This is a genomic window from Mesocryomonas lacus, assembly GCF_055730105.2.
Map to the genome: position 1 here is coordinate 823,100 of NZ_JBUZWF020000001.1, position 25,311 is coordinate 848,410.

Annotated in this window: 22 protein-coding genes; 9 read left to right on the top strand and 13 right to left on the bottom strand. The window is 67.3% G+C overall.

Annotation, left to right across the window (positions count from 1 at the left end; genetic code table 11):
* Positions 1–31: 31 nt before the first annotated feature.
* On the top strand, positions 32–172 hold the full coding sequence (locus tag ACZLZQ_RS03800; protein ID WP_472931981.1) for a DUF3096 domain-containing protein: 141 nt from the start codon (positions 32–34) through the stop codon (positions 170–172).
* Positions 173–283: 111 nt separating this feature from the next.
* A complete protein-coding gene (locus tag ACZLZQ_RS03805) occupies positions 284–1,567 on the top strand; it encodes an NAD(P)/FAD-dependent oxidoreductase (RefSeq protein ID WP_472948227.1) in 1,284 nt (427 codons plus the stop codon).
* A 75-nt stretch (positions 1,568–1,642) separates the two neighbouring features.
* Here ACZLZQ_RS03805 and ACZLZQ_RS03810 read toward each other — a convergent pair whose 3' ends face one another.
* The 3 genes from ACZLZQ_RS03810 to ACZLZQ_RS03820 are packed head-to-tail and all read right to left on the bottom strand — an operon-like array spanning position 1,643 to position 5,372.
* Positions 1,643–3,874 (bottom strand): xanthine dehydrogenase family protein molybdopterin-binding subunit, encoded by a 2,232-nt coding sequence (locus ACZLZQ_RS03810; protein ID WP_472948228.1) that lies wholly within the window; start codon positions 3,872–3,874, stop codon positions 1,643–1,645.
* Positions 3,871–4,854, bottom strand: coding sequence for an FAD binding domain-containing protein (locus ACZLZQ_RS03815; RefSeq protein ID WP_472948229.1), 984 nt, complete (start codon positions 4,852–4,854; stop codon positions 3,871–3,873). The genes ACZLZQ_RS03810 and ACZLZQ_RS03815 overlap by 4 nt, the downstream gene beginning before the upstream one ends.
* The gene (locus ACZLZQ_RS03820) at positions 4,851–5,372 is read right to left on the bottom strand and encodes a 2Fe-2S iron-sulfur cluster-binding protein (protein ID WP_472931977.1); all 522 of its coding nucleotides are present in this window, start codon (positions 5,370–5,372) and stop codon (positions 4,851–4,853) included. The genes ACZLZQ_RS03815 and ACZLZQ_RS03820 overlap by 4 nt, the downstream gene beginning before the upstream one ends.
* 187 nt (positions 5,373–5,559) lie before the next feature.
* Here ACZLZQ_RS03820 and ACZLZQ_RS03825 point away from each other — a divergent pair, with 187 nt between their 5' ends.
* Together ACZLZQ_RS03825 and ACZLZQ_RS03830 are read left to right on the top strand one after the other, a co-directional pair.
* The gene (locus tag ACZLZQ_RS03825; protein WP_472948230.1) at positions 5,560–5,985 is read left to right on the top strand and encodes a DUF4174 domain-containing protein; all 426 of its coding nucleotides are present in this window, start codon (positions 5,560–5,562) and stop codon (positions 5,983–5,985) included.
* Between the two features lie 226 nt (positions 5,986–6,211).
* Complete coding sequence (locus tag ACZLZQ_RS03830) at positions 6,212–8,389, top strand: TonB-dependent siderophore receptor (RefSeq protein ID WP_472948231.1); 2,178 nt, start codon at positions 6,212–6,214, stop codon at positions 8,387–8,389.
* Between the two features lie 124 nt (positions 8,390–8,513).
* Here the strand turns inward: ACZLZQ_RS03830 and ACZLZQ_RS03835 are convergent, their stop codons facing one another.
* Positions 8,514–10,241 carry an ABC transporter ATP-binding protein gene (locus ACZLZQ_RS03835; protein ID WP_472948232.1) on the bottom strand — a complete coding sequence of 576 codons (1,728 nt, stop codon included), beginning with the start codon at positions 10,239–10,241 and terminating at the stop codon, positions 8,514–8,516.
* A 135-nt stretch (positions 10,242–10,376) separates the two neighbouring features.
* Positions 10,377–11,453 carry a DUF2218 domain-containing protein gene (locus ACZLZQ_RS03840; RefSeq protein WP_472948233.1) on the bottom strand — a complete coding sequence of 359 codons (1,077 nt, stop codon included), beginning with the start codon at positions 11,451–11,453 and terminating at the stop codon, positions 10,377–10,379.
* 204 nt (positions 11,454–11,657) lie between these two features.
* Here ACZLZQ_RS03840 and treS point away from each other — a divergent pair, with 204 nt between their 5' ends.
* Together treS and ACZLZQ_RS03850 are read left to right on the top strand one after the other, a co-directional pair.
* Positions 11,658–13,724: a maltose alpha-D-glucosyltransferase gene (gene treS, locus ACZLZQ_RS03845; protein ID WP_472948234.1), complete on the top strand. Its 2,067-nt coding sequence runs from the start codon at positions 11,658–11,660 to the stop codon at positions 13,722–13,724.
* Positions 13,725–13,964: 240 nt separating this feature from the next.
* Positions 13,965–15,191 (top strand): YeeE/YedE family protein, encoded by a 1,227-nt coding sequence (locus ACZLZQ_RS03850; RefSeq protein WP_472948235.1) that lies wholly within the window; start codon positions 13,965–13,967, stop codon positions 15,189–15,191.
* Between the two features lie 98 nt (positions 15,192–15,289).
* Here ACZLZQ_RS03850 and ACZLZQ_RS03855 read toward each other — a convergent pair whose 3' ends face one another.
* The 3 genes from ACZLZQ_RS03855 to ACZLZQ_RS03865 form a co-directional block, all read right to left on the bottom strand.
* Entirely contained in the window at positions 15,290–15,526 is a 237-nt protein-coding gene (locus ACZLZQ_RS03855; RefSeq protein WP_472948236.1) for a hypothetical protein, read from the bottom strand.
* Positions 15,527–15,678: 152 nt separating this feature from the next.
* Positions 15,679–15,861, bottom strand: coding sequence for a hypothetical protein (locus ACZLZQ_RS03860; RefSeq protein WP_472948237.1), 183 nt, complete (start codon positions 15,859–15,861; stop codon positions 15,679–15,681).
* A 102-nt stretch (positions 15,862–15,963) separates the two neighbouring features.
* Positions 15,964–16,296, bottom strand: a complete 333-nt coding sequence (locus ACZLZQ_RS03865; RefSeq protein ID WP_472948238.1) for a hypothetical protein — start codon at positions 16,294–16,296, stop codon at positions 15,964–15,966.
* Positions 16,297–16,572: 276 nt separating this feature from the next.
* Here ACZLZQ_RS03865 and chrA point away from each other — a divergent pair, with 276 nt between their 5' ends.
* Complete coding sequence (chrA, locus tag ACZLZQ_RS03870) at positions 16,573–17,793, top strand: chromate efflux transporter (RefSeq protein WP_472948239.1); 1,221 nt, start codon at positions 16,573–16,575, stop codon at positions 17,791–17,793.
* Positions 17,794–17,997: 204 nt separating this feature from the next.
* Positions 17,998–18,576, top strand: coding sequence for a hemerythrin domain-containing protein (locus tag ACZLZQ_RS03875; protein ID WP_472948240.1), 579 nt, complete (start codon positions 17,998–18,000; stop codon positions 18,574–18,576).
* On the opposite strand, the gene ACZLZQ_RS03880 is transcribed toward ACZLZQ_RS03875, so the two are convergent.
* A complete protein-coding gene (locus tag ACZLZQ_RS03880; protein WP_472948241.1) occupies positions 18,558–19,292 on the bottom strand; it encodes a Crp/Fnr family transcriptional regulator in 735 nt (244 codons plus the stop codon). The two genes, ACZLZQ_RS03875 and ACZLZQ_RS03880, sit on opposite strands and share 19 nt — an antisense overlap.
* Positions 19,293–19,596: 304 nt before the next feature.
* On the opposite strand from ACZLZQ_RS03880, the gene ACZLZQ_RS03885 reads away from it, so the two are divergent.
* Entirely contained in the window at positions 19,597–20,496 is a 900-nt protein-coding gene (locus tag ACZLZQ_RS03885) for a universal stress protein (protein ID WP_472948242.1), read from the top strand.
* Positions 20,497–20,573: 77 nt separating this feature from the next.
* Here the strand turns inward: ACZLZQ_RS03885 and ACZLZQ_RS03890 are convergent, their stop codons facing one another.
* From ACZLZQ_RS03890 to ACZLZQ_RS03905, 4 genes are all read right to left on the bottom strand, one after another.
* Positions 20,574–21,059, bottom strand: coding sequence for a PRC-barrel domain-containing protein (locus tag ACZLZQ_RS03890; protein WP_472931963.1), 486 nt, complete (start codon positions 21,057–21,059; stop codon positions 20,574–20,576).
* A 258-nt stretch (positions 21,060–21,317) separates the two neighbouring features.
* Positions 21,318–22,493: an acetate/propionate family kinase gene (locus ACZLZQ_RS03895; RefSeq protein WP_472948243.1), complete on the bottom strand. Its 1,176-nt coding sequence runs from the start codon at positions 22,491–22,493 to the stop codon at positions 21,318–21,320.
* 13 nt (positions 22,494–22,506) lie between these two features.
* Positions 22,507–24,930 carry a phosphoketolase family protein gene (locus ACZLZQ_RS03900; protein ID WP_472948244.1) on the bottom strand — a complete coding sequence of 808 codons (2,424 nt, stop codon included), beginning with the start codon at positions 24,928–24,930 and terminating at the stop codon, positions 22,507–22,509.
* A complete protein-coding gene (locus ACZLZQ_RS03905) occupies positions 24,927–25,202 on the bottom strand; it encodes a hypothetical protein (protein WP_472948245.1) in 276 nt (91 codons plus the stop codon). Before ACZLZQ_RS03905 ends, ACZLZQ_RS03900 begins: the two co-directional genes overlap by 4 nt.
* Positions 25,203–25,311 lie beyond the last annotated feature (109 nt).

Below are 25,311 nucleotides of genomic sequence, written 5' to 3' on the forward strand. Positions count from 1 at the left end.
TTCCCCGGACAAATACATCGGAAAAGCCCTTATGCAGATTCTCCAGATCCAGCCGATCGTCGCGCTGATCGCCGGCGTGCTCATCCTCCTGATGCCGCGCTTGCTCAACTACATCGTTGCGCTCTACCTTATCTTCATCGGCATAACAGGCCTGGTGGGCACCTACGGCTGATCGAACCGCGCGACGACACGGGAAGGAGGCGCTGCCCCTCCCGTCAGAATCGCGCGATGGAAAGGGACGTGCGCCGCAAGCAAGGCGGCAGCGTCCGGCAAGGCTAATCGCATGGCACAATCCAGACACCGCATCCTCGTGCTCGGTGGCGGGGCGGGTGGGCTCGAGCTCGCCGCGGCCCTGTCGCGGGATCGGTCGCTCGACATCGCTCTCGTCGACCGCGTCAGCTCGCATATCTGGAAGCCCCGCCTGCACGAGTTCGCCGCCGGCACGGTGAACTCGACGCTGACCGAAATCAGCTTCTACATGCTGGCCCGCATGCGCGGCTTCCGCTTCGAACAAGGCAGCGTCGTGTCGATCGACAGGGCGGCCAAATGCGTCCGGCTCGCCCCCGTCATCTCCGCGAGCGGGCAGACGATGGCGCCGGGCCGGAGCGTCGGCTACGACACCTGCGTCATCGCGCTCGGCGGCATCACCGCGGATTTCGGCATACCCGGCGTGCTCGAGCATGCCGTCCGGCTCGACGCGAAGGCCGATGCAGACGCCTTCCGCGAACGCTTCATCGGCCTGATGATCAATGCGCGCGAAAGCGGCAGGCCGGCGCATGTCGTCATCGTCGGCTCGGGCGCCACCGGCACCGAGCTCGCCGCGCACCTGCGCGTTTCCGAACAGGCTTTCTTCGAGCGCCCGGCCAAACGGCCGCAGGCCAAACTCCTCGACCTCACCATCCTCGAGGGCGCGCCGGTGCTGATGCCCGGCGCAGACGCGGACCTGCGCGCCGGCGTCCTCAAGCGGCTGGCCGCCCTCGACGTCTCCGTCGTGACGAACGCCAACATCAACGCCGTCCATGCCGATGCCGTGGGTTCGGCGACCGGCGACAGCTGGCCGGCCGATATCACCGTCTGGGCTGCGGGCCTCGTCGGCTTGCCGGTGCTGAAGCAGCTCGGCGACTTCGAGACCGACCGCAAGGGCCGGATCGTCGTCGACGCCTATCTGAGGACCGCCGATCCCGCCATCTATGCCATGGGCGATGCGGCCAGCCTCACCCCCGAGGGTGCAGACATGGCGCTGCCGCCGACGGCGCAGATCGCCAGCCAGCAAGGGCGCTACCTCTGCGGCGCGCTGCCGGCCGCCATCGCCGGAAAGCCCGTCGAGCCATTCGCCTTCAAGGACAAGGGCAAGCTGATCTCGCTCGGCGATGCCGGGACCGTCGGCCTGATGGGCTTTGCCCGGCGCGACGACTTCTTCATCGACGGACAATTCGCCAAGGCGGCCTACCACGCGCTGCAGCGCCAGCATCAATGGTCGGTGCTCGGCACCTTACGCGGCTCCGTGGCGATCCTCGCCGACGTCATTTCCCCGACGAAGGGCCCTGCCCTGAAGCTACACGGCTAAGGTCGGACGCGGAAAAGGCGGCGAAGCCTTCGCTCCGCCGCCTTTTGGATAATGCTGGTACTGCTACCGGTTGCCTCAGGCGGCCTTCGGCTTCGTCCAGCCCGCCAGAACCTTGTCCAGCGTCATCGGATAGTCCCGCACCCGAACGCCGGTGGCGTTGTAGATGGCATTGGTGATCGCGGCCCCGACACCGGAGATCGCGAGTTCGCCGATACCCTTGGAGGCCAGCGGGCTCGCCGCATGATCCCGCTCCGGCAGCATGACGACTTCGAGCTGCGGCACGTCGGCATTCACCGGCACGTGGTATTCCGCGAGATCGTGGTTGACCATCAGGCCGGTGCGCGGGTCGACCACCAGCTCTTCGGTCAGCGCCGTGCCGATACCGAAGATCTGACCGCCATAGCACTGCGACGTCGCTGTCTTCTCGTTGAGGATACGGCCGGCCGCCGCCACCGTCAGCAGGCGGCGGATGCGGGTTTCGCCCGTCACCGCGTTGACCGCCACTTCGCAGAAGTGCGCGCCATAGCTCGCCTGGTGCGTCTCCTTGAACGTCTTGCCCGGCGCGAAATTGCCGAGCATCACGATCGGCTCGCCCGAAAGGACGACGGTCAGCGGCGTCTGCTTGTTGCCGGCGATCGCGGTGCCGTCCTTGAGCGTCAGATCATCGGCGGCGACGCCGAGCTTCTCGGCGAGCTGCTCGATGATCCCCTCGCAGGCCGTGTAGACCGACGAGCCCGAGGAGCTGGCGCCCCAGGAACCGCCCGAGCCGGGTGCCGGCGGCAGCGACGAGTCGCCGAGCTTCACCGATACCTTCTCGACCGGCAGGCCCAGCATCTCGGCCGCGATCTGCTGCAGGATGGTGTAGGTGCCGGTGCCGATGTCGGTCATATCCGTCTCGACCGTCGCCGAACCGTCGGCGAGCAGCGACACGCGCGCCGATGCCTTCTGCAGGATGTTCTTGCGCGACGCGGTCGACATGCCCGTGCCGATGAACCATTCGCCTTCGCGCCGGGTACCCGGAACCTTGGCGCGGTTGTTCCAGCCGAAATGCCGGGCGCCCTCGTCCATGCACTCGACCATCATGCGCGAGGAGAACGGCAGGCCCTCCTGCGGATCGGTCTCCGGCTCGTTGCGCTTGCGGAACTCGATGGGATCGAGGCCCAGCTTTTCGGCCATCTCGTCCATGGCATTCTCGAGCGCCAGCATGCCGACCGCCTCGCCCGGCGCCCGCATCGAGGACGACAGGAGGATGTTCACGTCGACCTTGCGATGGGTCACCTGCCGGTGGTCGCCGGCATAGAGGAACACGGTCGAGATGCCCGCTGGCTCGAAGAAATCATCGCCAGGCGTGTTGCCGGTAATCGTGTCGTGCGCGATGGCGGTGATGATGCCGTCCTTCGTCGTGCCGATGCGCACCCGCTGGATGGTGTCGGAGCGACGCGAGGTCGTCTGCATCACCTGCTGGCGGGTGAGCGCAATCTTCACCGGACGCCCGGTTTCCCTGGCCCCCATCGCGGCGAACACTGATTCCGGGCCAATGCCGAGCTTGCCGCCAAAGCCGCCGCCGATGAACGGGTTCAGCAGGCGGACATGCTTCTTGTTGATGCCGAGCGCCTTGGCAAGCTGCCCGACATTCGTCTGGACAAGCTGGTAGCAGCCGTACATCGTCAGGTCGTCGCCATCCCAGACGGCCACGGCCGCGTGCGGCTCCATGGCGGAATGACTCTGGCTCGGTGTCGTGTACGTCGCCTCGAACGTCACCTCGGCCTTGGCGAAGGCCTTGTCGAAGTCGCCCTTCACGACGGTCGACGGCATCACGCCATCGCCCGGATCATAGGCGTCCGCCTTGCCTTCCTGGAGGTCGTAGTGGCCCTCGGAGGCCTCATAGCGAACGTCGACCAGCTTGGCAGCCGCACGCGCGACCTCGAAGCTTTCCGCGATGACAAGGCAGATCGGCTGGCCGTAATGGGTGACCTCGCCGCCGATCGGTGTCGGTGCGGGATCGCCCGGGTCGGCCGCGGCGCGAGGGCCGTTCTCGTCGGTGATGACGGTGAGGACACCGGCCGTCGACAGCGCCTGCATCGTGTCGATCTCGACGATTTTGCCGGAGCCGATGGTCGAGGTGACGAGATAGCCGAAAGCGACCTCCCGCCCATGCAGGTTCTCGTAGGCGTAGGTCGCCTTGCCCGATACCTTCAACGGACCTTCGAACCGGTCGATGCCCTTGCCGATGACGCCTTGTACGCCGCGGTCGAGACGCGTCTCGCCGATCGGCTTGTCCATCTGGTAGTCGTAGGACTTGCTCATGCCGTCACTCCCGTCGCCTCGCTGAGAACCGCGGGCAAAGTCCGCCGCATCAGCTCGATCTTGAAATCGTTTTCGCCTTGGCCCTTCGCCTCGGCCAGCAGGAGGTCTGCCGCCTTTTCGAACAGCGCCTGCGAAGGCACCTGGCCATTCAGCGCCGCCTCCACTGCGGCATCCCGCCACGGCATGTGGGCGACGCCACCGAAAGCGAGGCTGACATTTTGCATTTTGCCGTCCTCGACCGTCACCACCGCGGCGACGGAGATCAGCGCGAAGGCGTAGGAAGCGCGGTCGCGGACCTTGCGGTAGACATGCTTGCCGCCTGGCGCCTTCGGCAGATGCACCGCGGCGATGAGTTCGCCCGCCTCGAGATTGGTGTCGAGGTCCGGCGTGTCGCCTGGCAGGCGGTAGAAGTCGGACAGCGCGAGGACGCGGGACGATCCATCGGCCTTCAGCGTCTCGATCATGGCGTCCAGCGCCCGCATGGCCACTGCCATGTCGGACGGGTGGGTGGCGATGCAGTGCTCGCTGGCGCCGAGGATCGCGTGGATCCGGTTGAAGCCACCGATCGCGTCACAGCCCGAGCCCGGCTCGCGCTTGTTGCAGTTGGCGGAGGTCTCGTAGAAATAGCCGCAACGCGTGCGCTGCAGGAAGTTGCCGCCGGTGCTCGCCTTGTTGCGCAACTGTCCGCTGGCGCCGGCCAGAAGCGCGCGGCTGAGCAAGGGATAGCGCTCGCGGATGACGTCGCTGGCGGCAAGGTCGCTGTTGGTGACGAGCGCGCCGATGCGCAGGCCGTCATCCGTCTCCTCGATGTACTTCAGTGGCAGACGGCTGATGTCGACGAGGCGGTCGGGATGTTCGACCTGCAGCTTCATCAGGTCGAGCAGATTGGTGCCACCGGCGATGAACTTGGCGCCGACGACGGCTGCCTCGGTCGCGGCCTGCCGGGCATCGCTCGCCCGGACGTAGTCGAACGTCCTCATGCTGCGTCCTTTCGGCGGGTGTCCGCGGTGCCGACCTCGCGGATGGCATCGACGATGTTCGGATAGGCCGAGCAGCGGCAGAGATTGCCCGACATGCGCTCGGAAATTTCGGCATTGGAGAGCTCGGCACCGCCCGCGACGTTTTCCGTCACATGGCTCGGCCACTTCGCCTCGACCTCGCCGAGCATGCCGACCGCCGACATGATCTGGCCCGGCGTGCAATAGCCGCACTGGTAGCCGTCATGGTGCAGGAAGCTCTCCTGCATCGGGTGGAGATTGCCGGGCTGGCCGAGGCCCTCGATGGTGGTGATCTCGTCGCCGTCGTGCATCACGGCAAGGGTCAGGCACGAATTGACGCGCCGTCCATTGACCAGGATCGTACAGGCGCCGCACTGGCCGTGGTCGCAGCCCTTCTTGGTGCCGGTGAGGGCGAGGTGGTCGCGCAGAGCATCGAGCAGCGATGTCCTCACGTCGATGTCGAGCGAATGCTCGGTTCCATTCACGGTCAGTGTCAGCACGGGCTGCTCCTTATAACGATTCCAGGCTGCAACGCAGACGGCCGCGAATGGGTTCAGTCAAAAATGAGAAGCCGCATTTCCGCGGGACTATCGGCCGCAGCCGAAGCGCCGCGGCCATCACGTCGAGGATTGGCCTCGAACAGGCGGGCCGGCTCATGCCCGTTCTGAAGGCCAACGGAGAAGTTTCATGCTGAAGACCGTCGCCACCGCCGCCCTGATGTCCGCCATCGGCTCCGTCGGTGCGGTCGACGCTGCGACCCTCGCCAGCCTGCGTTGGGAAAAGCGCATCGTGATCGTCTTCGCCGCCGACCGGAGCCAGCTGCTCCCCGACCAGCAGCAGAGCCTTCTGGCGGACGAGGCTGCGCTTGCCGACCGTGATCTCGTTGCCTTTGCCGTGGTGGGCGAAGAGGTCCTGCCGATCTTAGGTGAAGCGCCCCGAGGGGAATCCGCCGACAGGCTGCGGGGACGCTACGACGTTGCCGCCGACACCACTTTCTCCGCGCTGCTGATCGGCAAGGATGGCGGGGTCAAGTGGCGTGGGAGCAAGCCCATCGCGCTGGCTGAGCTCAACGGCCTGATCGATGCAATGCCGATGCGGCGAAACGCCCGCTGATCAGTATTCGTCACTAACGGGGCGCGTGAGCTCTCAGATTAAAACGCTTCTAATCTGAATGGGAGGACGGAAAGGGCTGCGTGAACCTTTCCAGGTACCACCGCAAAGCCCGCGAAGTCACATTACGGCAACACCGGGACATCGCTTACAGCGCGCCCTAAAATATGACTCGATTTATCAGCTTAACGCACCTAGGCGGAATGGGTCCCTTCATGGAGTCCCATCGATGCCTTCTGTCGTCCGTTCCTGCCAGACCGTGCTGCGCGTTTCCTGCGCCCTTGGAGCGCTCGCGGGAGCGGCCGCCGCGCAGGACGCGATCGTGCTTGATGCCGTCACGCTCGAGGGCGGCGCCAGCAACGGCACGGTGGCCGGCGACGGCAGCCTGGCCAGCGACAGCGATCGCACCGTCCCCCGCCAGAGCGTCAGCGGCACCAAGGGCGCCGGCTCCCGGCTGGCCAGCCCCCAGCCGGTCTCCGTCATCGGACAGGATCAGCTCGAGGAGCGCAACGTCCAGAGCGTCGACGAGGCGACCCGCTACTCCTCGGGAGTCCAGGGCCAAAAATTCGGCAACAACAACCGGCTCGACTGGTTCAACATCCGCGGCTTCCCGGCCAATGAGGACGGCCTCTACCTCGATGGCCTCGCGCTGTTCTCCTCGGCCTTCGCGACCTTCCAGGTCGATCCCGTTCTGCTCGAGCGCGTCGAGGTCCTGAAGGGCCCTGCCTCGGTGCTCTATGGCGGCAGCTCTCCGGGCGGCCTGATCAACCTGATCTCGAAGCGTCCGACCACGACGAAGCAAGGCTCGGTCGAGGTCGGCGTCAACGAATACGGTCAAGGCTACACCGCGCTCGACACGAGCGGCCCGCTCGACGACGAGGGCGTCTGGACCTACCGGCTGAACGCGAAACTGTTCGGCGGCAACGACTATGCGGACGAGGGCGACGAGTTCCGCGGCCTGATCGCCCCGACCTTGACCTGGGCGCCCGATGCCCAGACGAACGTCACCGTCTACGGCTCCTACCAGCGCGACGACAGCAATAACGTGCCGGGCTTCCTGCCCTATGTCGTAACGGTGCGGCCTGCCGCTTTCGGCAAGATCGACCGCGACGTCTTCACCAGCGACACGTCGATCGACGAGTTCACCCGCGACCAGACGATGATCGGCTACGAGGCCGAGCATTCGTTCGACGAGACCTTCACGGTGCGCCAGAACGCCCGCTACGCGCATCTGGAATCGACCTACGCGCTGGCCTACGGCAACGGCTACGTGACCCCCGGCGGCTCACAGCTCGCCCGCATCAACTTCCGTACGGATCCGAAGGTCGACACCTTCACCATCGACAACCAGGTCGAGGCGAAGTTCGCCACGGGTGCCATCGAGCACAAGGCGATCGCCGGGCTCGACTACCGCTATTACAGCCTCAATCAGTCGCAGGCGGTCTCGGCCTTCGACGGCCCCGGCGGCCTCGGCACGCCGCTCGACCTCGTCAACCCGGATTACAGCACCGGCCAGCCGCCGCTCGGCGCGCCCTACATCGACAACACGCAGACGCTGAACCAGACCGGGCTCTACGTCCAGGACCAGATGACCCTCGACAAGCTCGTCGTCACGGCGAACGCCCGCTACGACTTCTTGAGCACCGAGCTCGACAACCGCATCGGCAGCGATGCCGACGACGACGAGGGCGCCTTCTCGGGCCGGGCGGGCCTCGCCTATCTCTTCGACAACGGCATCACGCCCTATGTCAGCTATTCCCGCTTCTTCACCCCGGTGCTCGGTCTCGATGCGAACGGCTCGCCTTTCGAGTCCGGTGACGGCGACCAATATGAGGCGGGGGTGAAGTACCAGCCGACCAGCTTCGACGGCTTCTTCACCGCATCGGTCTTTGACCTCACCCGCGGCAACGTGCTGACTAATGATGTCGCCGGCGGCAACCCGTTCCAGCAGGTCCAGACTGGCGAGATCACATCGAAGGGTTTTGAGTTCGAGGGCAATGTCGGGCTCGGCAACGGCTTCAGCCTGATCGCCGCCTATACACACTTCGATCTCGAGGTGACGAAGTCCAACGACATCGATCTCGGCAAGGTGCCCGTCGCCATCCCCGAGCAGTTCGCCTCGCTCTGGCTCGACTATGCCTTCCGGTCGGACGCGCTGACGGGTCTGCGCCTTGGCGGCGGCGTGCGCTGGAACGGCGAGAGCTATGCCGACAAGGCCAACGCGCTGGAAGTGCCTGACTATACCGTCGTCGACGCCTCGATTTCCTACGAGAAGAACAACTGGAAGGGCCAGATCAACGCGTCCAACCTCTTCGATAAGAAGGCCGTCGCCTCGTGCCAGGACGCCAATTCCTGCTTCTACAACGAGCCGCGCAAGGTGACGGCGAGCCTGAAATACTCCTGGTAGGATTTACTGGGTCGGCACTGCTCGCCATAGAGATGTGGCTCGCAGTGCCGACCCGCATCCATCCATTTCGGCAGCGGCGGGCGAAAGCCTCGCCGCTGCTTTTCTTTGTGCCCTCGGCGCCGCGCTATTCTGCCGCCAGGATCCCGTCCTGCGCACCGATCAGCCGGGCATAGGCGCCGCCGCGGGCGAGCAGCGCGGCGTGCGGCCCCTCCTCGACGATCCGCCCGTCCGCGATCACGACGATGCGGTCGGCGTGGCGGATGGTGGACAGGCGGTGGGCGATGATCAGCGTCGTGCGGCCGCGCGCAAGTTCCGCGAGCGAGGCCTGGATCGCTCGCTCGGTCTCGGTGTCGAGCGCCGAGGTCGCCTCGTCGAGAATCAGCACTTCCGGATCCTTCAGGAACATGCGGGCGATCGACAACCGCTGCTTCTGCCCGCCGGAAAGCTTCACGCCGCGCTCGCCGATGACGGTGTCGAGGCCGTCCGGCAGCGCCGCGAGCGTCGCGGTAAGGTGCGCCTTGTCGACGGCGGCGACGATCTCGGCCTCGCTGGCGTCGAGCCGGCCATAGGCGATGTTCTCGCGCACTGTGCCACCGAACAGGAAGACGTCCTGCTGGACGACGCCGATATGGCGCCGCAGCGCGGCAAGCTGCATGTCGCGGATGTCGATGCCGTCGACCAGGATGGCCCCTTCCGTCACGTCGTAGAAGCGCGGCACCAGCGAGCAGATCGTCGTCTTGCCGGCACCGGACGGGCCGACGAAGGCGACGGTCTCGCCGGGCGCGACGTGGAAGTCGATGCCGTCCAACACCGGCCGGCCCCTGGCATAGGCAAAATGCACGCCGCGGAAGGCGATGTCGCCGCGCAGCGCCGATGGCGCGACGGCGCCCGGCCGGTCGACGATATCCGGCACGGTATCGAGGAATTCGGTGTAGCGGCGAAAGCCCGCAATGCCCTTCGGATAGCTCTCCAGCACTGCCGCGATCTTCTCCACCGGGCGGAAGAAGACGTTGACGAGGAGCAGGAAGCCGATGAAGCCGCCGATGCTGAGGTCACCCGAGATGACGAACCAGGTGCCGGCGACCATGACGATCACCTGCGTCAGCCGCATCGACAAATAGTTCAGCGACTGGCTGGCGGTGATGATGCGGTAAGCGTCCAGCTTGCGGGCGCGGTAGCCCGCATTGTTGACGGCGAACAGTGCCCGCTCGTGGTCCTCGTTGGCGAAGGACTTCACCACGCGGATGCCGCCGACATTCTCCTCGATCCGGGCGTTGAAGTCGGCGACGGAGCCGTAGATCGCATGCCAGGTCTTGGTCATCCGCCCGCCATAGCGGGTCGTCAGCCAGGTGCCGAAGGGCACGATGACGGCGGTGATCAGCGCGAGTTCCACATGCACCGTGACCATCAGGACGAAGGCGCCGATGAAGGTCATCACCGCGATGAACAGGTCCTCCGGCCCGTGATGGGCGACCTCGCCGATCTCCTCGAGATCCTTGGTCAGCCGGCCGACGAGATGGCCGGTCTTCTGGTTGTCGAAGTAGCCGAAAGAAAGCTTCTGCAGATGGTCGAAGGCGCGCCGACGCATCTCCGTCTCGATGTTGATGCCGAGCATGTGGCCCCAATATCCGACCACCGCCATCAGCCCGGTATTGAGGATGTAGACGAGGAGGAGGCCCGCCGAGGCGACGAGGATCAGTGCCAGATCGCCGCTGGGCAGGAGATCGTCGACGAACAGCTTCACCGCGATGGGGAAGCCGAGTTCCAGGAGGCCGGCGACGACGGCGCAGCCGAAGTCGAGCAGGAACAGGCCGCGCCAGGGGGCGTAGTAGGCGAAAAAGCGGGAGAGCATCGAAAATCCTGTCCTGACCGGCCGCTGGCACGGACGGTTCGTTTCGGCGAAGCGGCAGGTCATGCGCCGTTCGCGATGGCGGAGCGGAAGGGCGGCGCGCGTGCGGTGGGCGTGCGGTGGGCGGCGCCGCCCGCCTCAGGCGTCGGCGCGGGCCGCGTCGCCCGCTGCGCCCTTGCGCCAATAGGCGACGACGAGGTGCCTGTCACGCGGCAGTTTCCAGTCCGAGCGCAGGCGGCGGCGCATTCGGCGGAAATCCTCGAACTCGCAGCCGGCCCAGACGAAGGTGTCCGGCAAAAGGTCCTCCGGCGCAAGACGGTCGAGGACGTCGGCGAGACGGCCGGAGCCGCCCGGCTGACCCGAACCGCGGTACAGCCATTCGAGCCTGACCGATGCCGCCGAGGGCATCGGCTGCCGATCTTCCGCGCCGCCGACCTCGATCACCGCCCGCGCCGTGGCACTGGCCGGCAGCGCCGCGAGGATGCGGGCGATCGCCGGCAGGGCGGTCTCGTCGCCAAGGAGCAGCAGCGAGGATGCGGCCGGCACGCTGCCGCCGCCCGGCCCGGTCATGCCGACACGGTCGCCCGCCCGCGCGGTCAACGCGAAATCCGACCCCGGCGTCGCGTCGCCGTCATGGCGGAAGATGTCGATAGAGACCTCGCCGGCCTCGAGATCGACGTGGCGGAGCGTATAGACCCGCGCGGTCACGGCATTCTCGCCCTCCGGCCAGACCGGGCAGCCGTCGGCCCCAAGGCGTGGCCAGACCAGCGCGCGGCCTTTCGGCGGAAAGATCAGCCGCACGTGCAGGCCGCCCTCGGCAAACCGCTCGAGCCGCTCTCCTGCCAGCACCACGCGGCGCATGTGCGGGGTGACGTCGAAGGCGTCGACGACGCGCATCTCGCGAAAGAAGGCCGGCACCGTCTCGCTCGTCCCGTCGCCGCGCCAGCCGATGTCGGGCGTCTGCGGCGCGGCAAAGGCGCGGACGTGATGGACGACACCCATCTTCATATAGGAAAGGCCGGTCGCATCCGACGCCGAGACGACGACGTCGAGACCATCGCCGGAGATGGCAAGGTCCGCGCGGCCGTAATCAAGCCGGATCGTCGCGGTCCCCGGCGACTGCTCGACCTCGCCATGCCCGCGCATGTGATCGCAGAGGAGGTCGAGGACATGGCCACCGTCGTAGAGGGGGATCGACGAGCAGGCAGTCAGCATGCGGAAAAGCCTTCCGTTCCGGCGGAGCGACAGAGGCGCCGTCCCTTCCGGCTATAATTCATGACAATTATTGTCAAGTTTGAAGGCGGAAGCGGCGCTTTCAGGCGCCGGAATCGGCCCTGGCGGGCGCAAAAGCGATGCAATTCGGAAACATACCGCGGCGCACGCGTTACCCCCCGGATTTCCCGCAAACGGAACCCCTTCATGACAAAACCATCCCCGGACTCGGTCGACGCCCTCGTCGAGATGTCGATGCTGCATCAGGCGCGCAGCCGCGCCGAGACCTATGGCGGCAAGGGTCGGTTCTGGCAGAGACCCTATGCCGAGACCCGTCCCCGCATCGCCTCGGCGGTCGCGCCGGTCTGGTTCACCGCCTATCCCGGCGCGATCATTACGCGCGAGGGCGACTCCGTTCTGAAGACGCTGGGCGATGCGAAGCTCTGGTCGGCGCTGTCCTCGATCGGCGTTCGCGGCATCCATACCGGGCCGATGAAGCGCGCCGGCGGCTGGAAAAACGGCCGCTATACCCCGACCGTCGACGGCAACTTCGACCGCATCGGCTGGGACCTCGACCCCGCCTATGGCACGCATGACGAGTTCGTGGCGATCGGCCGCACGGCGGCAGCCCACAACTCGGTGGTCATCGACGACGTCGTTCCCGCCCACACCGGCAAAGGCGCCGACTTCCGCCTCGCCGAAATGGGCCATACCACCTATCCCGGCCTCTACCACATGGTCGAGATTTCAGAGGCCGACTGGGAGCATTTGCCTGAGCTGCCCGAGGGCCGCGACGCGGTCAATCTCGACCCCGCGACCGTCGATCTCCTGCGCGACAAGGGCTACATTGTCGGCCAGCTTCAGCGCGTGATCTTCTTCGAGCCTGGCGTCAAGGAAACCGACTGGAGCGCCACCGGCCAGATTACCGGCGTCGACGGCACCGTCCGGCGCTGGGTGTACCTGCACTATTTCAAGGAAGGCCAGCCGAGCCTCAACTGGCTCGATCCGTCCTTTGCTGCTCAGCAGATGATCATCGGCGACGCGCTGCATTCGATCGACCAGATGGGCGCGCGCGGCCTTCGCCTCGATGCCAACGGCTTCCTCGGCGTCGAGCGCCGCGCGGAAGGGCCGGCCTGGTCGGAGAGCCATCCGCTGTCGATGGTCGGCAACCAGCTGCTGGCCGGCATGATCCGCAAGGCCGGCGGCTTCTCGTTCCAGGAGCTGAACCTCACCGTCGACGACATCGCCTCGATGTCGAAGGGCGGGGCGGATCTCTCCTACGACTTCATCACCCGTCCCGCCTACCAGCACGCGCTTCTGACGGGGGATACCGAGTTCCTGCGGATGATGCTGCGCATGGTGCACGAGTTCGGGATCGATCCCGCCTCGCTGATCCACGCGCTGCAGAACCATGATGAGCTGACGACCGAGCTCGTCCACTTCTGGACGCTGCACGCCAACGACATCTACACCTTCCAAGGCCAGACGTGGCAGGGACGGACGCTGCGCACGCATCTGCGCGAGACCATGTACCAGAAGCTCAGCGGACCGGCGGCGCCCTACAATCTGCGCTTCGTCACCAACGGCATCTCCTGCACCACGGCCAGCATCATCACCGCCGCGCTCGGCATGGACGACATCTCGGAGATCTCCGACGAGCAGGTGGCGCAGATCCAGAAGATCCACATTCTCCTGGCCATGTACAACGCCTACCAGCCGGGTGTCTTCGCGCTTTCGGGCTGGGATCTCGTTGGGGCGCTGCCGCTCGATGCGAGCGAGGTGGAGCATCTGATGGGCGATGGCGATACGCGCTGGATCGAGCGCGGCGGCTACGATCTCGTCGGCGCCGACCCGGAGGCGACCGTCTCGTCCGGCGGCATGCCGAGGGCGCGTTCGCTCTACGGTTCGCTGACCGACCAGTTGCAGCGGCCGGATTCGTTTGCCTCGCAGCTGAAGCACATCCTGTCGGTGCGCGAATCCTATGGACTGGCCGCGGCCAAGCAGGTGTCGATCCCCGACGTCGTCGCGCCGGGCCTCCTCATCATGGTGCACGAACTGCCGAACGGCCGGGGGACGCAGATCACCGCGTTGAACTTCAGCGCCGAGCCGATCGAAGAGACCATTGTCCTCGCCAATGTCGGTTCCGGACCTGTGGTCGACATGATCGCCGAGACGGTCGAGGGCGATCTCGGCGAAGACGGCATGCTGCACATCTCGCTGGAGCCCTATGAGGGCCTGTCGCTGCGCATCGTCGGCTCGCTTCCGACCCTGTAAGTGATAAGCGGCGGCTTCCCAAGGAAGCCGCCGCAATGCCCAGCGAGCCCGGCCCTGCCGGGCGCTGTCAGGTCACAAAAAGGGCCCTCTGCTGAGAATGCGGGCGTGCGCACCAGCCTGCCCGCCGGTACGCCTTCGGTTCCGCCCGAACAGAATACCCCGATCCCAACAGTCTTTGGAACCTGATGCTTGGCGGGGTCCGTGGCAGGGGCCTATCTCAGGGTCAACCGAGGAGCCACCATGTCCACGCTGCCGATAACCACGCCGCGCACTGCGGTGTCATCTCCCTTTGGCGCGGCGGGTCTTACATCGCTCGCCGTCCTCCTCATCGGGACGCTAGCGCTCGGCGTCGCCTTCGGACCGTCCCACGGTGCCTTGTTCCTGGTCGGCGGCGGGCTCGGGATCGCGCTCTATCACGCCTCCTTCGGCTTCACCGCGGCATGGCGCGCCTTCATCCTGGAAGGCCGGGGACGGGGATTGCGAGCGCAGATGGTCCTCTTGGCCGTCGCCGTCGTGCTGTTCTTCCCGGCCCTCAGCGCCGGCACGCTGTTCGGCAACCCGGTCACCGGCCTAGTCCAGCCGCTCAGCCTCTCCGTCGTCATCGGCGCCTTCATGTTCGGCCTCGGCATGCAGCTCGGCGGCGGCTGCGCGTCCGGCACGCTCTTCACCGCCGGCGGCGGCAATGCCCGCATGCTGGTGACGCTGTTCTTCTTTGTCGTCGGCTCGGTGCTCGCCACGGTCCATTTCGACTGGTGGGTCGCGCTGCCGTCCTTCCAGCCGGTGACGCTGGTCTCACTTGGAGCGCCCCTCGGCATTGCCGCCTCGCTGGCGCTCTTTGCCGCGATCGCAGGACTGACCATCGTCATCGAAAAGCGCCGCAATGGCACGCTGGAGGAGGCCCCACCCTCGCCGCGCCACGGCCTGTCGCGCTATCTCCGCGGTCCTTGGCCGATGGTGGCAGGCGCGATCGCCCTGGCGCTGCTGAACTTTGCGACACTGGCGCTGTCTGGACGCCCTTGGGGTATCACATCCGCCTTCGCCCTCTGGGGCGCCAAGGGCGCTGAGCTCATCGGCTTTAATCCGGCCGCCTGGGCCTACTGGCAGACCCCCGGCAACGCGAAAGCCCTCAGTCAGACCGTCTTTGCCGATGTCACCTCGGTGATGGATTTCGGCATCATCGCCGGCGCGATGCTGGCGGCGGCGCTGGCGGGGCGCTTTGCCCCGAGCCTGCGCATCCCGCTTCGCTCCGTCGTCGCGGCTGTGATCGGTGGACTGATGCTCGGCTATGGCGCCCGCATCGCCTATGGCTGCAACATCGGCGCCTATTTCTCCGGCATCGCCTCCGGCAGCCTGCACGGCTGGCTCTGGGCCGTTGCCGCCTTCGCCGGCAATGTGCTCGGCGTCAAGCTTCGACCGCTGTTCTTCACGACGCCAGCGACATCCGCTGCGGCTGCCGGTCCGGTTTGAAGAAACAGCGCGGCACCGTCGCGGCACCATCGGCTTCCCGTTGAGCCCTGGCTGCCGCAGAAGACGCGCGTCTCGCCCGGCGCAGAGGGAGCCGTGTATCAGCGCACGGCCAAATGCCGGAGCGGAACCCCCAGCGCTTGGCTGAGGTCACGCAGTTCGCTCTCGGTCGCGACCGCGCCTTCCTCGATCTGAAGAAGGCGTTCAGCGGAGATATCCGTCGATTGGCCGAGATCGCTCGGGCTTATCGCCCCCGCCTCGCGAAAAGCCAGCGGGGGCGATACGCCTGCCTCTATCGCCGCCGCCGCCTCCAGCGGCACTTCGAATTTCTCGTTCAATTCCGCCCCTCCCTGCACAAAGTTTCCGCCAGGAATGGGTTCGGCGCCGTCCCATCCTTCTGCGCCTGCAGCGCCGGATCCTTCCTTGAAAGCGTCGTGGCTACCGCTCGCATGCGCTCCTCCATCGGCGCCGGGGTCCTGGCCGACCGCGCTCAGTCGAGTGCTTCGACCGCGTGGTCGAGCTTCTCGTCCTCGGCGCCATCGGTTTCCTCGATCTCCTCTTGCACGGCGGCGTCTGCACCAACCTCGGCCGTGTCTTTCGGCGTGCCGTCAGCGTCCGGATGATCGGAACCGGCACCGCCTTTGTTCGGGGTCTTGGCATGTGTATCGGACATGAAGTGCTCCTGGGGTCCCTGCGCCGCCCGCATCGCGGGCGGCCGCGAGAAAGATGTCAGTATTCGCGCCGTTGATACGGCTCGGCGGAAGCGGTGAAGAATTTAGAGGCCGTCGTCCCGCGACGGGTCCCTCTTCTCGCCGACACCCAGCCGGCGCTGTTGGCCACCGGGAACGTCGGGCTGTCGGGGCATGTCCGGCTGGATGGTGCCGGCATCGCCAAGCCCCTCATCGGTCTCGTCGCCGAACTGGCCCATGTCGACCAGATCATTGTCGAGGCCGCTGAACTCGGCATCGACCACAGCCTCGTCGCGTCCGACAGGCCGCGCCGGAGTGCTTCCTTCGGTCAACGAGCCCGGCTGCTGGTGGTTGTCGTGGATGCGGTCGCCCTCGAAGCGGGGGGCATCGTCGGTACGATCGTCGAGGATCCGGCTCATGTCTCTCTCCCTGTTTCAGGGGAGAAGGGCGGCGGCGAACAGACGGTTCCGAGCGGGTGGCCCATTTCACGTTCAAGCCTTTGTTTTTCCGTGCGATCCGCCGCTGGACATTCACCTGCCCGCTTGAGCCTGCGGACGATACGGCCGGTCCGTAACCGGCGCCCTGTCGCACGACGGCGCCCGGCGCGGCGATGGGGTTCATGTTAAAGGCATCGACAGAAGGTAGGGAGCCTGCGCCGGCCCGTCCCGCCAGCATCAGCCCTGGAGCCGACCGAGATGACGACAGACCGATCAGCCGAGCCTGAGGGGCTTGCCGCACCGGGTCCGGCGCGGGAGGTTTTCACGATCTTCCTAGGGCTTGGCCTGACCTCCTTCGGCGGGCCGGTCGCGCATCTCGGCTATTTCCGCGATGCCTTCGTGACGCGCCGCCGCTGGATGTCCGACCGGGCCTATGCCGACCTCGTGGCGCTCTGCCAGTTCCTGCCCGGCCCCTCCTCCAGCCAGGTCGGGATGGCGATCGGGCTGCACCGCGCCGGATATGCTGGGATGGCCGCGGCGTGGATCGGCTTCACCCTTCCGACCGCCTTGCTGCTCGTCGCCTTCGCCTATGCCGAGGCGCCGCTGCGCGCGGCTTTCGGTGGCGGCTGGCTCGACGGGCTGAAGGCGGCGGCGGTCGCCATCGTCGCCCATGCCGTCCTCGGCATGGCGCAGACGCTCGCTGCCGGCCGGGAGCGCGCGAGCATTTCCGTCGCAGGGCTGGCGATCACCACCCTCTTTCCCACCGCCTGGTCGCAGATCGCGGCGATCGCGCTGGGCGCTGCCGCGGGATCCGCCTGGCTTGCCCCCGCACCAACGACGGCCGCATCCGAGGCGAATGAGGCCGCCCTTTCGGTGCCCGTCGGCCGCAGGACAGCGGTGATGGCGCTGGTGATCTTCGTCGGGATGCTCTTCGCCTTGCCGCTGATCGCTGCCGCCGGGGGCGGCGTCCTGTCCGCGTTGGCCGACAGCTTCTACCGATCCGGGGCGCTGGTGTTCGGCGGCGGGCATGTCGTGCTGCCCTTGCTCCAGTCCGCGACGGTCGATACCGCGCTGATCAGCCGCGACGCCTTCCTGGCCGGCTATGGCGCGACGCAGGCCATGCCCGGGCCCCTCTTCGCCTTTGCGGCCTATCTCGGCGCCGTCGCCGGCGGACCGCTTCTCGCCCTCGTCGCCCTCGTCGCCATCTTCGCCCCTGCCGTCCTACTGCTCGTCGGCGCCTTGCCCTTCTGGCAGCGCCTGCGCTCGACGCCCGCGGCGGTGCGAGCGCTGGCAGGGGTGAATGCCGCCGTCGTCGGCATCCTCGCTGCCGCCCTCTATGATCCCGTCTTCACCGAGGGCATCACCTCCCGCGAAGCCTTGGTGATCGCGGCCATCGCCTTCGTGGCGCTGGCCGCGTGGAAGGCGCCGGCCTGGGCGGTGGTGATCGGGGCCGGAGCGGCCGGCTGGCTGCTGCTGTGAGCAGGCCGTCGGGGCGTGCCCAGCCCAGAAGCCACCCCAGGCGGATCACGCGCGGCCACGGCGCTGCGATTTGCGGACACGGCTTGATCTCGATCAACCCGGCCGTCGGCCGCGGGGACTAGCGTCGCCCTCTGGACGCCCGTGCGCACCATCGCCCGGCATTGCCGGGACAATGAGCCCCGCGTCGAACCCATGGGGACGCGGATGCATTCGGACCTTGCCATCGTCAGTCTCGCCGCAGAGCCGTCCCCGCTCGACAGGCTCCGTCTGTTGCACCGGCGACAACGGGGGCTCTGCGATCTCCTGGAGGCGCTGGCGGACGCCTTGCCGGCGATCCGGCCGCAGGCCTGCCTCGAGGCGGCCTGGGCGATCACCACCCTCATCGGTCCGCTCCAGGCGCTCGAGGAATCCGCCTTCTTCCCGTTGCTCCGGCGCCGGCTGGGGTCCTCGACCACGATTGCGACCAGCATCGGCACCTCCTGCTTCGAGCATGTCGAGGACAGGGACGCAGCGCTCGATCTCGTCGTCAGCCTGAAGCGGTTGGCGGAAGGCTGCTCGCGCCAGGAGATCGACCTCGTCTCCTACCAGTTGCGCGCCTTCTTCATGGCCATCCGCCGGCACGAGGCCCGCGAGATCGAGGTGCTGTTCCCGCAGGCGGCGGAGGCGTTCACGGCGGAAGACCAGGCAGTCCTTTTGGCCGCGCTCACCAGCGGCCCCGGCGCCGGCTGGCCGGCCGGGACCGACACAGGCGCGCCCTTTCAGTTTCAGTTTCCGGACACCTGACGCAGGCTTGATGCCGACAGGATGCGGATCGACGCCGCGGACTGGAAGGCGATGACGCCCATCTTGCGCAGCTCAGTCATCTTGCGCGAGACCGTCTCGATCGTCAGGCCGAGGAAATCGGCGATCTCGCCGCGCGAGAGCGGCATCGCGATCTCGGCCGAGCCGCCTGCCGGGGCCAGGCGGGCATGCGAGGCCAGCATTTCCAGATAAGTCGCGACGCGTTCGATCGCGGTCTTGCGGCCGAGCGCGATCAGCCAGTCGCGGCTGTCGTCCAGCTGGTTCAGGGTTTCCGTCAGCACGCGATGCTCGAGTGCCCGGTTGTGCGAGAGCATGGTCTCGAACCGTCCGCGCGGAAAGGCGCAGATCCTCACCTGCCCAGAGGCATTCAGCTCGGTGTCCTCGGTTTCCCGGAACGGCCTTCCAATGAAGCTTGGGGCGAACTGCAAGGCGACGATCTGGTGCCGACCGTCCGGCAAGCTCTTGGACAGGCTGACCGCGCCGCTGAGAACGACGCCGAAAGTGTCGCTCTGCGAACTCCCCCGCCCGATCCGGCTGCCCGCCGGGATGCTGCGGCGCTGCGACATCTGCGACAGCTCGGACAGTTCGCTGCCGCCGAGCGCACCGCAAATGCCGAGCGTGCGGGACTCACAACCGACACAGCCCAGAGGCAGGTCTTCGCCCGCCGCTCGGGCTACCGGAGATAGGGTCGTTGGCATCGGGCAAACCTCGCGGAAAAGAGCTCCAGCGGACCGTTCCGTCAACGCGCGGCGATCCGCTCGACGGGGCCGCTCGACGGGGCCGGGAATTCCTGTGGGTGCAGACGCCATCTTAGTCCGGCTTGCCGACCGGTGAAAGCCGAATGCCCGATATCGGTAGTTAACCTCGTAAGTAAATCGCGCCCCAATGGGACCGGGCCCTCAGCCAATCCGCAGAGCCGTTGATGCGGATCAATCCCGGATGGCGGGGAAAGGAGCATGCTGGCTCCATTGCGGCGGAGTGCCGCCAGATGGAGGATTTCCTATGAACGCTCCTGCCATGGCCAAGGCGGCCGAGCCTGCCGGCAACGCCGTGATGATCGCGGCGCCCAGTGGCGCCATCATGGACCTGCTCGTGCATCTCGACGGGTCCGCCCAGGACGAGCGAAACATCGTGCTGGCCGAAACGGTGGCGACGGCGTTCGGCGCCCATGTCCGCGGCGTCTTCACGCATGAGATCCCAAGCACGATGCTGGCGCTCGGCCCCGGCGGCGAGGGCATTGCTTACGACTTCTGGGAGGCGGACGGCAAGGCCGCGGACGCGGCGGAGCAGCAGGCCCGCCAGCGCCTCGACCGGATCGATGCCACGACCGACTTCATCCGAACCGACGGCATGCGGCACGAACTGAACGCCGGCATGACGACGCTCGCCCGCTCGGTGGACCTCGTGGTGGTCGGGCGCCCCTATGGCGAGGGCGAGGGCTGGGCGGATCTTCTGGAAGCGGCCCTGTTCAGCGCGGGGACCCCGGTCCTCGCGGTCCCGCCGACGGCAACCCGGCCAGGCGAGATGAAGGCGATCCTGATCGGCTGGCGCGACACGCGCGAATGCGCCCGTGCCATCGCCGCAGCCTTGCCGCTGCTGCAGCGCGCCGAGCGGGTCTACCTGGTGTCGGTGGCGGAGTCAGACAGCCGCGACGAGAACCTGCGCGAGCCTGCGGCCGACATGGCGCGGCACCTTTCGCGCCACGGCATCACGGTGGAGGTGCGGCATCTGCCGGAATGGCCCGATGCCTCGGCCGGCCTTCTCAACGAGGCCGTCGTCGTCGACGCCGACATGATCGTCATCGGCGCCTATGGACGCTCCCGTCTGCGGGAGTTCATCCTCGGCGGCATGACCCGCGATCTCCTGACCGCCAGCCCGCTGCCGGTGCTGATGGCGCACTGACGTCGCCACCTCCGGCCGATACGAAAAAGGCGCCGCTCCCGGAGGAGCGACGCCTTTCGTCTGAAACCGACGTGCGATCAGTCGTCGTGGTCGGGGAACACGGTGTCGAGATCGACGTCCGGCGCCGAGGTCAGCGTCTCCTTGGTGAACTCAGGCACGGCGACGCGCATCTTGTCGCCGTCCATGGTCATCTGCAGGGCGGAGAAGTTCACGAGGACGTCCTTCTCGCCAAGGCCGAGGAAGCCGCCGACTTCGACGACAGCCGCTGCGACCGAGCCGTCCGAGTTGACTACGAGATCGTCGATCTCGCCGATCTTCTCGTTGTTCGCGCCGTAGACGTCGAGGTCCATCAGGTCGCTGGCGAGGTGGCTCATCGGCATCGCGCCGGCAGCGGCGGGGGCCGGCAGGGTGTAGAACGCGCCGGTGACGGGCGTGTCGGAGCCGGTGGTGGTGGTCGCCGTGGTCGTGCTGGTCGTGGCAGGGGCAGCCGGGGTGGCGGTCTGCGCGATGGCGGCACCACCGAGAAGCGTTGCGATACCGGCGGCGAGGATGAGGGTCTTCATGATATGCCTTTCGTGAGGAGGCGTCGCTGGGTGCGACACCTTGTCATGGCATCTCAAAGCATCTCGCCCGCCATCGGTTCCCCGAAAACGACGATCTCTTCAGCCGGAAAGGCGATGGCAAGGCCGCTGTTTTAATGGCCGCCGGATCGCCGCCAGCTATCCCTTCCGCAACTTCCCTAGGGACATATCGATAGTCCCAAAGCCATGCGCCGCAGGCGCTTTTCGCCCTTGAGCCGCGGCGGTCGAGCCTTGCAGGCCTTAGGAACCCTGCTGGACGGCCAATGCCTGCCGCGCGATCACCCGCTCCTCGTCGGCCGGGATGACGAGGACGCTCACGCGGCTGCCGCCGGCCGAAATGCAAGGCGCGCTGCGCTCGTTCGCCGAGGCGTCGAGCCGGATCCCAAGCCAGGCGAGTCGCGCGCAGACGCCGGCGCGCACCTTTGCCTGGTGCTCCCCGATCCCGCCGGTAAACACCAGCTGGTCTATGCCGCCGAGCGTGTTCGCCATCAGCGCCACTTGCCCCGACACATGGTGGACGAACAGTTCTATTGCGGCGATCGCCCGCGGATCCCTACTGTCCACGAGATCCCGAAGGTCGCCCGAGATGCCGGAAACCCCGAGCAGCCCCGACTGGTGGTAGAGGATATCCTCGAGCGCTTGGGCGCTCAGGCCGAGATGGCGCTGCAGATAGAGGATGGCGCCGGGGTCGACCGAGCCGCAGCGGGTCGCCATCGGCAGCCCGTCGAGCACGCTGAAGCCCATGCTGGTGTCCTGGCTCTCGCCGTTCGTGAGGGCGCAGAGGCTGGCCCCGCTGCCGAGATGGGCGACGACCGTCCGCGATGCCCCCTCGCCCATGGCCGCCAGGCGCTCGGCGATGTGCGCGTAGGAGAGGCCGTGGAAGCCGTATTTGCGGATGCCCTCCTCCGCCTCAAAGCGCCACGGCAAGGCGTAGCGCCGGGCGGTCTCGCCGATGGTGCGGTGGAAGGCGGTGTCGAAGCAGCCGACCTGGACGAGGTCCGGCTGCAGCGCGGCGATCAGCCGGACCGGCAGCAGGCACCGCGGCTGGTGCAGGGGTGCCAGCGGGGTCAGGCGGTCCAGCGCCTCCAGACAGGCCGGGGTCAGCACCACCGGGTTGCAGAACGCCGCCCCGCCATGGACGATGCGGTGGCCGACGGCCACCAGCCGGCCGGGCCCGCAGAACGCGTCGATCCAGTCGAGCAAGCCAGCAAAGAGCGCCGCCGGCGCCGCTCCCGCCGGGCTCTCGGTCTCGACGAGGACCGTGCCCGCCGCATCCACCGCCGTGAAGCCGCAGCGGGCAGCGTCGTGCAGCGTCCCGCGGGCGAGGAGGACCGCCTCCGGCATGCCACTCTCGAACAGCGCGAACTTGATGCTCGACGAGCCGCTGTTGATCGCCAGGACGCATCCCGCCGTCATCGACCGGCCTCCATCAGGCGCCTCCCGCCGCGCCCGTCTCGGCGCCTGCCGGGGCGGACAAGTCCACCGGGGCGGACCAGCCCCAGTTGCGGATGTCCGGCATGTCCTCGCCGTGTTCGGCGATGTAGCGCTTGTGCTCGGCCAGCCGGTCGCGGAACCCTTGCTTCACCGCCGCCGCACTCTCGTTCAGCCCCGGCACCCGCTCGATCGCCTCGATGGCGAGGTGGAAGCGGTCGAGCTCGTTCAGGACCACCATGTCGAAGGGCGTGGTCGTCGTGCCCTCCTCGATGAAGCCCCGGACGTGGAAGTTCCCGTGGTTCCTGCGCTTGTAGGTCAGGCGGTGGATCAGCTGCGGATAGCCGTGGAAGGCGAAGACGACGGGCTTGTCGCGGGTGAACAGCGCGTCGAAATCGGCATCGGAGAGGCCGTGCGGGTGCTGGTCGGGCGATTGCAGCGCCAGGAGGTCGACGACGTTGACGAAGCGGATGCGCAAGTTCGGCAAGGCCTGCCGGAGAAGGCCGGTCGCGGCCAGCGCCTCGAGCGTCGGCACGTCGCCGGCGCAAGCCATCACGAGGTCCGGCTCCAGTCCGGTCTCGTCGGTGCCCGCCCACGGCCAGAGACCGATGCCGGCCGCGCAATGCGCCCGCGTTTCGGAGAGCGACAGGTATTGCGGCGCCGGCTGCTTGCCGGCGACGATGACGTTCACCCGGTCGTAGGTCTTCAGGCAGTGGTCGGTGACCCAGAGCAGGCTGTTGGCATCCGGCGGCAGGTAGATCCGCACCGTATCCGCCTTCTTGTTGGCGACGAGGTCGATGAAGCCCGGATCCTGGTGGCTGAAGCCGTTATGGTCCTGCCGCCAGACATGCGAGGTCAGGAGGTAGTTGAGCGACGCGATCGGACGGCGCCACGGCAGTTTTCGCGTGACCTTCAGCCATTTGGCGTGCTGGTTGAACATCGAGTCGATGATGTGGATGAAGGCCTCGTAGCACGAGAACAGGCCGTGCCGCCCGGTCAGGAGATAGCCTTCGAGCCAGCCCTGGCAGAGGTGTTCGCTGAGGACCTCCATCACCCGCCCGTCCGCCGACAGCGCGACGTCGTAGGGCTCGACACCCTCCATCCACGCCCGGTCGGTCGCCTCGAACACGGCGCCGAGCCGGTTGGAGGCAGTCTCGTCGGGGCCAAACAGGCGAAAATTGGCAGTCTCCGCGTTGAGCTCGATGGTCCGCTGGAGGTAGCGGCCGAGCGCCATCGTCCCGCCGGCCGTCGTCGAGCCGGGCAGGCCGGTCTCCAAGGCGAAATCGGCGATGTCCGGCAGCAGGAGCGCGCGGCGGAGAACTCCGCCATTGGCTTGCGGCACCATCCCCATCCGCCGCTCGCCGGTCGGCGCGAGCGCCGCCAGCGCCGGATCGAGGCGCCCCTCGCGATCGAACAAGGTCTCTGGCTGATAGCTGCGCATCCAAGCCTCGAGCTGCTCCAGATGGGCCGGATTGGTCCTCGGATCGGCGATCGGCACCTGGTGCGCCCGCCAGAACCCCTCGACCCGCTTGCCGTCGACTTCGGCCGGGCCGGTCCAGCCTTTCGGGCTGCGCAGGATGATCATCGGCCAGCGCGGGCGGGTGCGCGCGGCGCCCTCGCGCCAGTCGCGCTGGATCGCGGCGATCTCGGCGAAGCACCGCTCCATCGCCGCGGCCATGGCGACGTGCATGGGCATGGGGTCGCTCCCCTCGACGAAGATCGGCTCGTGCCCGTAGCCGCGGAAGAGGTCGGTCAGTTCCCCGTCCGCCATCCGCCCGAGCACGGTCGGCCCGGCGATCTTGTAGCCGTTGAGGTGCAGGATCGGCAGCACCGCGCCGTCCCGCGCCGGGTTGAGGAACTTGTTGGAATGCCAGGAGGCGGCCGTCGGCCCGGTCTCGGCCTCCCCGTCGCCGACGACGCAAGCGACGACGAGGCCGGGATTGTCGAAGGCCGCACCATAGGCATGCAGCAGCGCATAGCCAAGCTCGCCGCCTTCGTGGATCGACCCCGGCGTCTCCGGCGCGACATGGCTCGGAATACCGCCGGGAAACGAGAACTGACGGAACAGACGCTGCAGTCCCGCCGCATCCTGGCTGATGTCGGGATAGACCTCGCTGTAGCTGCCCTCGAGATAGGTGTTCGCCACCATTCCCGGGCCGCCATGGCCAGGGCCGCAGACGTAGAGCACCGAGACGTCGCGCTGCCGGATGACCCGGTTGAGATGGGCATAGACGAAGTTCAACCCGGGCGTCGTGCCCCAGTGGCCGAGCAGCCGCGGCTTGATGTGCTCGGGCCGCAGCGGCGCCAGCAGCAACGGGTTGTCGAGGAGGTAGATCTGGCCGACGGACAGGTAGTTGGCCGCCCGCCAGTATCGGTCGAGCAGCGCGAGCTCATCGGCGCCCGGAAAGGTTTCGGCAATCATGCGGGGGACGTCCTTCGATCGGATGGGAGCACGCGGGCGGCAGCGCGCTGGGACCGCGCCGGACGAAGCCCGGCGGGGCATCTTTCAGAAAGGCCGCCGCGCCCGGCGCTTCGGGCTGCGGCGCAAGCCATCACCAGCCCGGCCAGACGGGACCACAGAAGGCGGCCGAGACGCTCGATGCCGAACTTCAGCCGGGCTTCCCCATCCTCGACGGCATCGAGGATGTCTTCGGCGACGTCTTGGGCGCCGCTGGCTCTCTCATCGGCTGGCATGGCAATCTCCTCCGCTTCCCGCCACGACTTGGCCCGAGAAAGCCCGCGGCGGCATTGATCCAGCGCAAGGCCGCGCGCGTTTTTGGCCGCTGCCACGGCACCAGGCCTG